Origin of the sequence: Nocardia acidivorans NBRC 108247 (genome assembly GCF_001625085.1) — a bacterium.
GTDB classification, from domain to species: Bacteria; Actinomycetota; Actinomycetes; order Mycobacteriales; family Mycobacteriaceae; genus Nocardia; species Nocardia acidivorans.
The window spans coordinates 36,491-46,604 of record NZ_BDAW01000050.1; the positions used below are offsets into that span (position 1 = coordinate 36,491).

Sequence of the window (10,114 nt, forward strand, 5' to 3'; positions counted from 1 at the left end):
GCGCCGCCCGACCGCCCGACAGCGGACGGACACCGCGCATACCTGCGGGTTCCGTCGCAGAATAGGGCGATGACGCACTCGGGTTTCACGCCTACCCAGCTCGCGGCCCGCGCCGCCTACCTGCTGCGCGGCAACGACCTGGGGTCCATGACCACCGCCGCGCCCAGACTCTATCCACACATGTGGAGTTGGGACGCCGCCTTCGTCGCGGTCGGTCTGGCCCCGCTGAGCGTGGAGCGCGCCGTGCTGGAGATGGACACCTTGTTGTCGGCGCAATGGCGCAACGGGATGATCCCGCACATCGTCTTCGCCAATGGCGTGGACGGCTACTTCCCGGGACCGAGCCGCTGGGAGTGCCGTCGCCTGGCCACGGACGCGCCGGACGGTCCCGACACCTCCGGCATCACCCAGCCGCCCGTGCACGCCATTGCGGTGCAACGGATTCTGGATCATTCCCGGCGGCACGGGCGCAGCACCCGCGCCACCGCGGAGGAGTTCCTGCAGCGGCGCTGGCCGGATCTGATGCGCTGGCATCGCTGGCTCGCCTATGCGCGAGATCCCAAGCAGCACGGGCGAATCACGCTGTATCACGGGTGGGAATCCGGAATGGACAATTCGCCGCGCTGGGATCGCGCCTACGCCAATGTGATTCCGGGACCGGATCTTCCGCCGTATGAGCGCGAGGATCTGCAGGTGGTCGGCGATCCCACCCAGCGGCCCAGTGATCGCGAATACGACCGGTACATGTGGCTGGTCGAGCAGATGCGGCGCTGCGGCTACGACGATTATCAACTGGCCTCGACAATGAGCTTCGCCGTCGAGGATGTGTTCGTCACCGCGATTTTCGCGCTCGCCTGCGATGTGCTGGCCAATATCGGCGAGGACTACAAACAGCCGAACGCCGATGTGCGCGAACTGTACGAATGGGCCGACTACTTCCGGTCGGGCGTGGTCGGCACCACCGATCCGCGCACCGGGGTGGCGCGCGATTTCGATGTGCGCGCGGACAAGTGGATCGAGACCGAAACCCTCGCCTCCTTCGCGCCGCTGCTCTGCGGCGGGTTGCCGCGCGATGCCGAAAGACGGCTGCTGCGCCTGTTCGAGGGGCCGCGCTGGTGCGGGCATCCGGATCTGCGATACGCACTGCCGCCCTCGACCTCACCGGTGGCCAGGGACTTCCGGCCGCGCGAATACTGGCGCGGGCCGGTGTGGCCGGTAATGAGCTGGCTGTTCTCCTGGGTCTTCGCGCGCCGCGGCTGGGCCGAACGGTCCTTCATGCTGCGCGCGGAGGGACTGCGACAGGCCAGTGACGGCACCTTCGCCGAGTACTACGAACCATTCACCGGCGAACCGCTGGGCAGTATGCAGCAATCCTGGACGGCGGCCTCGGTACTCGATTGGCTGGGGTGATATCCCGCGGCAGCTGAGATTCAGCTAACACTTGGACAACAGGCGGGCGCGTTCGCCCGACAAGGTGCGTAATCCCACATAGCGTCCCCTCGCATGGTTCGACGGAAGAAGCTGGGACTGGCCACCCTCGCGGTGGCCGGCATCCTCACAGCAATGTCGGCCGCTCCCGCGGCGGCCGATGCGGGCGGGCCGGATGTCTCGTCCTGGCAGCACCTCGACGGCCGCATGATCAACTGGTTCGAGGTGCGCGCCTCCGGCAATCACTTCGCCATGGTCAAGGCCACCGAGGGCGTCAACTACGTGAACCCCTACTTCGTCGCGGACAGCCTGCTCATGCGGGCGGCGGGCGTGGCGCGCGGCACCTACCACTACGCGCGGCCGAATCTGCTGCCCGAGGCGCAGGCCGCGCTGTACGCCGCCACCGTGCTCGGCCAGAACGGACCGCTCGATCTGCCGCCCGTACTGGATCTGGAGGATTCGGGCGGACTGCCCGCGCCGGCGCTCATCGACTGGACGCACCGCTATCTGAATACGGTGCAGGCGTTGACCGGTCGCGTGCCGATCATCTACACCTATCCGCGCTTCTGGCGGACGGCCATGGCGGACAGCGAGGAATTCACCAGGTACCCGCTGTGGATCGCGGACTACCGCGGCAATGACGGCCCCGAGGTGCCGGGCGGCTGGCCCGCCTGGACGTTCTGGCAGTACACCGATTCCGGGAATGTGCCGGGCATCGCCGGGGGCACCGATCTGAACGTATACAGCGGTGCCCAGGGCGATTTCGGCCGCTTCGCGAATATGCCCAGCTTCGGCAGCGGTTAGCCGCTGCCGCGGTTCAGAGCACCTGCGACAGGAACTGTTGCAGGCGCGGGGTTTCGGGGTTGTCGAAAAGCGCCTCCGGCGTACCGGTTTCGACAACCCTGCCGTGATCCATGAACACCACCCGATCCGATACCGAACGGGCGAAACCCATTTCGTGCGTCACCACGATCATGGACATACCGCCCTCGGCCAGCTCGGCCATGAGCGCCAGCACGCCCTTGACCAGCTCCGGGTCCAGCGCCGAGGTGGCCTCGTCGAAGAACATGAGCTGCGGCTTCATGGCCAGCGCACGGGCGATGGCGACACGCTGCTGCTGACCGCCGGACAGGTTCGCGGGCCGGGAGTCGGCCTTGCCCGCCAGCCCGACCGCCTCCAACTGCTCGAGGGCGAGGGTGCGGGCCTGCTCCTTGGACAGGCCGTGCAACTTCTGCGGACCCAGCGCCACATTCTCGGCAACGGTCTTGTGCGGGAACAGATTGAAGTGCTGGAACACCATGCCGATCCGGCGGCGCAGCTGATCCGGATCATCCTTCAGCACCGATGCGCCGTCCAGCAGGATGTCACCCCGGCTCGGCTCGTACAGGCGATTCAGCACGCGCAGCAGGGTCGACTTACCCGAACCCGAGGGGCCGATGACCGTGGTGGTCTTGCCCGCGTCCACATGAATGTCCACACCGCGCAGCACCTCATTGCCGCCCAGCGTCACATGCAATCCGGTACCGGTGAGAGAGGCACTCATGCTCCACGCCCTTCCGTGATCACGGCCTGCTCGACCGGTTCGATCGTCTGCTCGGCGCGGCCGGTGCGCAGGCGGCGGTCGATGTAGTTCACCAGGTGGGTGAGCGGGACCGTCAGCACCAGGTACATCAGGCCCGCGGCGACCAGCGGTGAGAGATTTCCGGTCTGCGCGTTCAGATCCCGGCCCACCGCGAACAATTCGCGCTGGGTGGCGAGCAATCCCAGGAAGTAGATGAGCGAGGAGTCCTTGATGAGCGCGATGAACTGATTCATCAGCGCGGGCAGCACCCGGCGCACACCCTGCGGAATCACCACCAGGGTCATGGACTGCCGGTAGCCGAATCCGATGGCGCGGGCCGCCTCCAGCTGACCGGGCTCCACGGACTGGATACCGGAGCGGAAGATCTCGCCGATATAGGCCGAAGCCAGCAGCGCCAGCGCCACCACACCCAGCCAGTACGGGTTGTTGCCGGTCACGTTCTTCACCACCGGGCCGATGCCGAGGCCGATGATCAGGATGATCACCACGGCGGGCAGACCGCGGAAGATATCGGTGTACACCCGAGCGGGCCAGCGCAGCCAGCGGGTGCGGGAGATGCCCGCCACCGCGAGCAGCATGCCGAGCACCGTGCCCAGCGCGCCCGAGACCAGCGCCAGAACAAGGGTATTGGGCAGACCGGTCTTGATCAGATCGGGAAAGGCCTTGCGGTACAGCGACCAGTCGAAGAACGTGTCCTTCAGTTGGGCGAGGGTGGATTTCGGCTGTGCCACCGGCTGCCCGGCATTGTCGTTCGCGTGCTCGGCCGCGATCTTGTTGAAATCGGGGAGCTGCGGCGGCGCAACGGCTTTGGAGCCCGGCTTCCAGCCCGGTGGCAGCTCGCGCGGCACCCAGTCCTCATAGAGTTTCGCGTAGGTGCCGTCGGCGATCACCGCGTCCAGACCCGCGTTGAGCGCATCGGTGAGCGGCTGATTGTCCTTGCGCACCGCCCAGCCGGTGAAGTTGTTGAGGCTGAAGGTGTTCTGCACGATCGAGGTCGGATCGCCCGGTTTGATCGCGCCGATGGCCTGCTGCGACGGGGCCACCCAGGCATCGATCTGCCCGGTCTTCAGATTCGCGTACGCGGTGTTGTAATCGGGGAACTTCACCGGATCCAGATGCAGTTCGTTCACCACGTACTCGTCCTGCACGGTGCCCTGCACCACGCCGATGCGGGTGCCGCGGTGCAGATCCGAGAAGCCCTTGATGGCACTGCCGTTCGGGGCGACCAGGGAGAAGTAGCCGAAGTCGTAGCCATTGGTGAAGCCGACCAGTTTGCGGCGGGCATCGGTGGTGGTGATGCTCGACGACGCGGCATCGAAGCGGCCATTGGCCACCTGCGCCAGCAGACCCGCGAAATCGGTACCGGTGAACTCCACCTGCACACCGATCTTGGCGGCGGCCGCGCGCAGCAGTTCATTGTCGAAGCCGGTGAAGACGCCCTGTGAATTCAGGCAGATGCTCGGCGGGGCGTCCGAGAGCGTGCCGACGCTGAGCTTGCCCGGGGTGAGCAGGCCCAGCTTGGTCACATCGATGCGGTCGAGGGGTTCGGTGGTGGCCGTGGTGTACCTGTCCGAGGATGGCGTGGCCGACCCCGTCGCCAGATTGGTGGGCGCGGCGCTGGCCGCGGCCAGGCCCGGCGGTGCGCAGAGATCACCGCCGCTCGGTGCGGCCGCACCCGGACCGGCGCCCAGGGTGACCGCGCCCAGGGTGAGCAGCAACGCCCCCGCCATCGACAGCATGCGAGGTCGACGGCCGTACCGTCGGGACCTGGCCGTGCGCAAGCAAACCATGACAAACCACCCTAGTGGGATAGACCCGCATTCCTAGAGTTGCCATCACCCGGAGTCCAGCCCGCCCCATCACCCCGGCGAGGCCTCCCCCGTCATCCCGGCATGCTTTTGGCCGGGATCCACACCTATTCCGAGAAGCGATCCCGCCAGGCGATCGCCTGTTTCACGCCGTCGAGGTTGTAGTCCGGCCCGCCGACCCCGACCGTGAACAGCGTCGCGCCCGCCGCCACGAACTCGGCCGCCGTGTCCGCCCCCGGCCAATCCACCGACCGCTCGATCGTGTCCGGATCGGTGCCCACCGCCGCGCAGTGCTCGGCCAGAATTCCCGACTTGCGCCGCAGCACCTCGAGATCGGCGAAGCTGTGCCAGATATCGGCGTACTGCGCGGCCAGGCGCAGCGTCTTCTTCTCGCCGCCACCGCCGATGAGAATCGGAATATCGCGCACCGGCCGCGGATTCAGCTTGGCCAGCCGATCGGTGATCCGCGCCAGGTAATCCTTGAGCAGATCCAAACGGCTTCCGGCGGTACCGAATTGGTAGCCGTACTGGTCATAGTCCTTCTGGAACCAGCCCGCGCCGATGCCCAGGATCAACCGCCCGCCACTGATGTGGTCGACCGTGCGCGCCATATCGGCCAGCAGATCCGGATTGCGGTAGCCGCCGCCGGTGACCAGCGCGCCCAACTCCACCCGCTCGGTCTGCTCGGCGACCGCGGCCAGCATGGTCCAGCATTCGAAGTGCGCGCCCTCGGGATCGCCGTACAGCGGATAGAAGTGATCCCAGTTGAAGACGATATCCACCCCGGCATCCTCGGCGCGGCGCACCGCGTCCCGAATCAGCCCGTAATCGGGTGCGTGCTGCGGCTGTAGCTGAACTCCGATACGAACCGGTCGGCTCATCGGGCAACTCCTCGAGTCTCGGAATTTCCGGTAGCCCGAACAAGCTCGGGCGAGGTTCCAATCCGAGGCTACTCATCTCCGGGAACCGTCGCTCGCGAGAAGCGAACCTCGCACCCCCGCACGCGGCGATTCGCCCTGATATCGTCCCGGTGACCCGGGCCGATGCCCGGGAACCACCCCTCTACTCGGATCGTCCGGCACGTTCCTGCCGGTGAAGGGATGTGCACCGTGGCAACGGTGACTTTCGACAAGGCCACCCGGCTGTACCCGGGCTCGGCCAAACCCGCTGTGGATGAACTGAATCTGGAGATCGCCGATGGCGAATTCCTGGTGCTCGTCGGCCCGTCCGGCTGCGGCAAATCCACCTCACTGCGCATGCTCGCCGGGCTCGAGGAGGTGAGCGAAGGTCGCATTCTCATCGGCGACCGGGATGTCACCCATGCCGAGCCCAAGGAACGCGATATCGCCATGGTGTTCCAGAACTACGCGCTCTACCCGCATATGAACGTGGCCGAGAATATGGGCTTCGCACTCAAGATGGCCAAGGTCGCCAAGGAGGAGCGGCAGCAGCGCGTCCTCGAGGCCGCCAAACTCCTGGATCTGGAGCCGTACCTGGATCGCAAGCCCAAGGCGCTCTCCGGCGGTCAGCGCCAGCGCGTGGCCATGGGTCGCGCCATCGTGCGCCAGCCGCAGGTCTTCCTCATGGATGAGCCGCTGTCGAACCTGGACGCCAAGCTGCGCGTGCAGACCCGCACCCAGATCGCGCAATTGCAGCGCCGGCTCGGCACCACCACCGTGTACGTCACGCACGATCAGGTCGAGGCCATGACCATGGGCGACCGGGTCGCCGTGCTCAAGGACGGACTGCTGCAGCAGTGCGCCTCACCGCGCGATCTGTACCGCGATCCGGCGAATCTGTTCGTGGCCGGATTCATGGGCTCGCCCGCCATGAACCTGTTCACGCTGCCGGTGCGGAACGGCGGGGTATCGCTCGGCGGTCACCGCATCGAACTGCCGCGCACGGTGGCCGATGCCGCCGGGCCGAATATCGTTGTGGGCGTACGGCCCGAGCATCTGGAGCCGACCGGCGACGGGCAGGCCATCGATATGGAGGTGGACGTGGTCGAGGAGCTCGGCTCCGACGCCTACATCTACGGCCGCACCCTCGGCGACGGGGAAACCATTGTGGCGCGGGCGGATTGGCGCAACCCGCCGGTCAAGGGCGCACGCCTGAGCCTGGTCACCACCGCCGAGCACATCTACTACTTCGACCCGCAGGACGGACGGCGCTTGAACTGACACCGCGCATCCCGGCCATGCCGGGATGACGGGTGGGCGATCCACGACGGCGTCGTCCCGCATTACGCGGGGCGACGCCACTTCTTGTTGACGCGCACGCGCAGATTCTCCAGCGGCACTTCATGTCCCGAGGCGGAGCGGACCTGCACCCGCACCGGTTCACCGGTCGCGTCCTCGACGCGCTCCAGCGGCGGTTCGCCGTCCTGTAGATACTCGTCACCCCACTGCCAGAGGGCCAGCACGACGGGCAGCAGATCCGATCCCATCGGGGTGAGCACGTATTCGTGCCGGGTCCGCTTGCCCTCCTCCCGATAGGGCCGTTTCTCGAGCAATCCCGCCTCGGTGAGTTTGCGCAGCGCGCTGGCGGCGGCGGCATCGGTGATGCCGACGCGGGTGGCGAAACCGTCGAACCGCGTCGTGCCGTAGAAGCATTCGCGCAGGATGAGCATCGCCGAGCGGGTGCCGACGATGTCCAGGGCCTTGGCTATGGAGCAGCCCTGCGGCTTCCACGCGCTCAGGTCCGCGAGCTTTCCTTCCAATACGACGGGCATGGCGTACATCATACACATGCTGACTTGCCTCAACTATGGCCAGCTCCTACCCTGACATTAGGGCAATGAAGCCAGCTACTCCGGAAAAGGACAGGCCATGAGAGACGCAGTCATCGTCGAAGCGGTACGCACCCCGGTCGGCAAGGGCAAGGCCAATGGCGCACTGCACGGCACCCACCCCGTCGACCTGTTCGCGCACAGCCTGCGCGAGGTCGTCCGGCGCAGCGGCATCGATCCCGAACTCATCGACGATGTGATCGGCGGCGTGGTCACCGCCGTCGGCGAACAGGGCAGCAATCTGACCCGACGCGCCGCGCTCGCGGCCGGATACCCCGAATCCGTCCCCGCCACCACAGTCGACCGCCAATGCGGCAGCAGCCAGCAGGCCATCCACTTCGCCGCCCAGGGTGTGATCGCCGGGGCATACGACATCGTCGTGGCCGGTGGCGTGGAATCCATGAGCCGCGTGCCGATGGGCGCGAATATGGTCGGCGCCCAGGACATCAGCGGGATCGCATTCGCCGAACGGTATCCGGAAGGGCTTGTGCCCCAGGGCATCAGCGCCGAGCTGATCGCCGCGAAATGGGGACTGTCCCGCACCCAACTGGACGAGTTCGCACTCTCCAGCCACGAAAAGGCCGCCCGCGCAACCAAAGACGGCGCGTTCGACGCCCAGCTCGCCCCCTTGGCCGGACTCACCACCGATGAGGGCATCCGCGTCGGCAGCACCCTGGAAACCCTCGGCAACCTGCGCCCGGCCTACTACAGCGAGGAGATGGCGGCCCGCTTCCCGCAGATCGGCTGGAATATCACCGCCGCCAATGCCAGCCAGATCAATGACGGCAGCGCCGCGACGCTCATCATGACCGGCGAGCGCGCCGCCCAGCTCGGCCTGACCCCGCTGGCCCGGCTGCACAGCTTCGCCGTCGCCGGTGACGATCCCCTGCTCATGCTGACCGCCGTCATTCCCGCGACCCGGAAGGTATTGCGGCGCAGCGGACTCCAACTGTCCGATATCGACCTGTTCGAGGTGAACGAGGCCTTCTCCTCGGTGGTGCTGGCCTGGGCGCACGACACCGGAGCCGACCTGTCCAAGGTGAATGTCAATGGCGGCGCCATCGCCATCGGCCACCCGCTCGGCGCGTCCGGTTCCCGCCTGACCACCACCCTGGCGCACGCCATGCACGACCGCGGCGCCCGCTACGGCCTGCAAACCATGTGCGAGGCAGGCGGATTGGCCAACGCCATGATCCTGGAGGCGCTGCACTGAGTTCAACCGGGTGACACGCCCGCGGACCGGACTCAGCCGCCGACCGGATCCCCGCGCTCCAGCCGGTCCCATCGCACGGCCGGATCGGCTACCGCCGCGAGCCCGCCGCGGGCCCGTGAATCAATGGACACCACATCCAGTTCCGCGAGCGCGGCGGCTCGACAGCGATCGGCCTTGGCCGGCGCACCGCACCCGAGCGCACGATCGAATCCACCAGCGCGACAACCTCGTCCGGCGGCGGGGCCGCCGCCCGCGTATAGACCGACGACAGCACCGCCGCCGGCTCCGGGCGGGGAAATCGCCGCCCGCGCGAGCCCACGCGGCGGGCACCGCCGGATCCGCCGCTCGCAGCAGGGGCGGGATGGCCTGCGTCACCGCCGCGACTCCGATGAGGTTGACCTCCAGTTCAGCACGGAAGTCGTCGATGTCGGCGCACTCCATCGGCGCGGCCACGCAGGTACCCGCATTGTTGACCGGAGGGCAGCCCCCGGGCGGCCACCACCGCCGCGCGATAGATCACCCCGGCGACAGCGAGATCCACCGACCGAATCGGCGGTCGCCACTGCGCCATACCTCCGGCATGGCAGCTTCGGATCAGCCCGCGACCGGGTCACCCACCAGCACATGACCGAGTGCGCCACAGATCGCGATGATCGGCAGCGCGGCGGCCGTCCACCACCAGACACGGCGACCGGTCATGGCGGCGACGGCCGCCAGGACCAGGGCCGCGACCAGGGCGAGGGACATACCGCCACCGCCGATCAGCAAGCCCCACAGGGCGGAAGCGCCGGGCCGGACCACGGTGCACTGCACCGAGAAATCCTTCTTGGCCGTACACCGGTTGTGGATCAGCCCGAACGCCTTGCCGAACAGGTCATAGGACCACAGCGCCATGATCGCGATATCCACCGCGAACAGCAGCGACGCCAGCGATACGTCCCTGCGCCCCACCCGGGGCCGCGCCGAGTCCGGCTTCTCCTTGGCGACAGCGGGTTTCGCACCGGAGTCCGCATCGATATCACCCTTGGACAGCGTCCGCCGAACGGTCTCCTCATCCACCTCGGGCACATACGGCGGCGGACCCGGAACCGGTTGCGAGGCAGGTCCTTCCGGCCCCCAGGGCGCGAACTCCCCCGGACCCTGCGGCGCACCGGGCCCGCCGGGCGGCGGCACCCGCCTCGGATTCCGCTGCGAGGCGGGATCACCCGGACCCCGCACGGGTGCGGGCCCCGGCGGACGCCCCGAACCGCCGGTATTCCGCTGTGCGCCGGGCTCACCCGGCCCCCGCGACGGTC

8 protein-coding genes and 1 pseudogene are annotated in these 10,114 nt (G+C 67.6%); 4 read left to right on the forward strand and 5 right to left on the reverse strand.

The genetic code is table 11. The features are described from left to right. Positions 1-69 precede the first annotated feature (69 nt). Together ggh and NA10_RS24815 are read left to right on the forward strand one after the other, a co-directional pair. Positions 70-1,410 (forward strand): glucosylglycerate hydrolase, encoded by a 1,341-nt coding sequence (ggh, locus tag NA10_RS24810; RefSeq protein WP_067572023.1) that lies wholly within the window; start codon positions 70-72, stop codon positions 1,408-1,410. 93 nt (positions 1,411-1,503) lie between these two features. Next, a complete protein-coding gene (locus tag NA10_RS24815; RefSeq protein ID WP_067572024.1) occupies positions 1,504-2,232 on the forward strand; it encodes a glycoside hydrolase family 25 protein in 729 nt (242 codons plus the stop codon). A gap of 13 nt (positions 2,233-2,245) precedes the next feature. Here NA10_RS24815 and NA10_RS24820 read toward each other — a convergent pair whose 3' ends face one another. From NA10_RS24820 to NA10_RS24830, 3 genes are all read right to left on the reverse strand, one after another. Continuing rightward, positions 2,246-2,971 (reverse strand): amino acid ABC transporter ATP-binding protein, encoded by a 726-nt coding sequence (locus tag NA10_RS24820; RefSeq protein WP_067572025.1) that lies wholly within the window; start codon positions 2,969-2,971, stop codon positions 2,246-2,248. Further along, positions 2,968-4,749 (reverse strand): ABC transporter substrate-binding protein/permease, encoded by a 1,782-nt coding sequence (locus NA10_RS24825; RefSeq protein WP_373862413.1) that lies wholly within the window; start codon positions 4,747-4,749, stop codon positions 2,968-2,970. Before NA10_RS24825 ends, NA10_RS24820 begins: the two co-directional genes overlap by 4 nt. A gap of 176 nt (positions 4,750-4,925) precedes the next feature. Next, positions 4,926-5,699: an LLM class F420-dependent oxidoreductase gene (locus NA10_RS24830; protein WP_067572026.1), complete on the reverse strand. Its 774-nt coding sequence runs from the start codon at positions 5,697-5,699 to the stop codon at positions 4,926-4,928. 228 nt (positions 5,700-5,927) lie between these two features. Here NA10_RS24830 and NA10_RS24835 point away from each other — a divergent pair, with 228 nt between their 5' ends. Next, positions 5,928-6,998, forward strand: coding sequence for an ABC transporter ATP-binding protein (locus NA10_RS24835; protein ID WP_067572052.1), 1,071 nt, complete (start codon positions 5,928-5,930; stop codon positions 6,996-6,998). Positions 6,999-7,060: 62 nt separating this feature from the next. Here the strand turns inward: NA10_RS24835 and NA10_RS24840 are convergent, their stop codons facing one another. After that, positions 7,061-7,549 carry a winged helix-turn-helix transcriptional regulator gene (locus NA10_RS24840; RefSeq protein ID WP_067572058.1) on the reverse strand — a complete coding sequence of 163 codons (489 nt, stop codon included), beginning with the start codon at positions 7,547-7,549 and terminating at the stop codon, positions 7,061-7,063. A gap of 97 nt (positions 7,550-7,646) precedes the next feature. Between NA10_RS24840 and NA10_RS24845 the strand changes: the two genes are divergently transcribed. After that, positions 7,647-8,819: a thiolase family protein gene (locus NA10_RS24845; protein WP_067572027.1), complete on the forward strand. Its 1,173-nt coding sequence runs from the start codon at positions 7,647-7,649 to the stop codon at positions 8,817-8,819. Between the two features lie 594 nt (positions 8,820-9,413). On the opposite strand, the pseudogene NA10_RS37675 reads toward NA10_RS24845, so the two are convergent. Beyond that, positions 9,414-10,114 (reverse strand): annotated as a pseudogene (locus NA10_RS37675) (hypothetical protein); the annotation flags it as partial.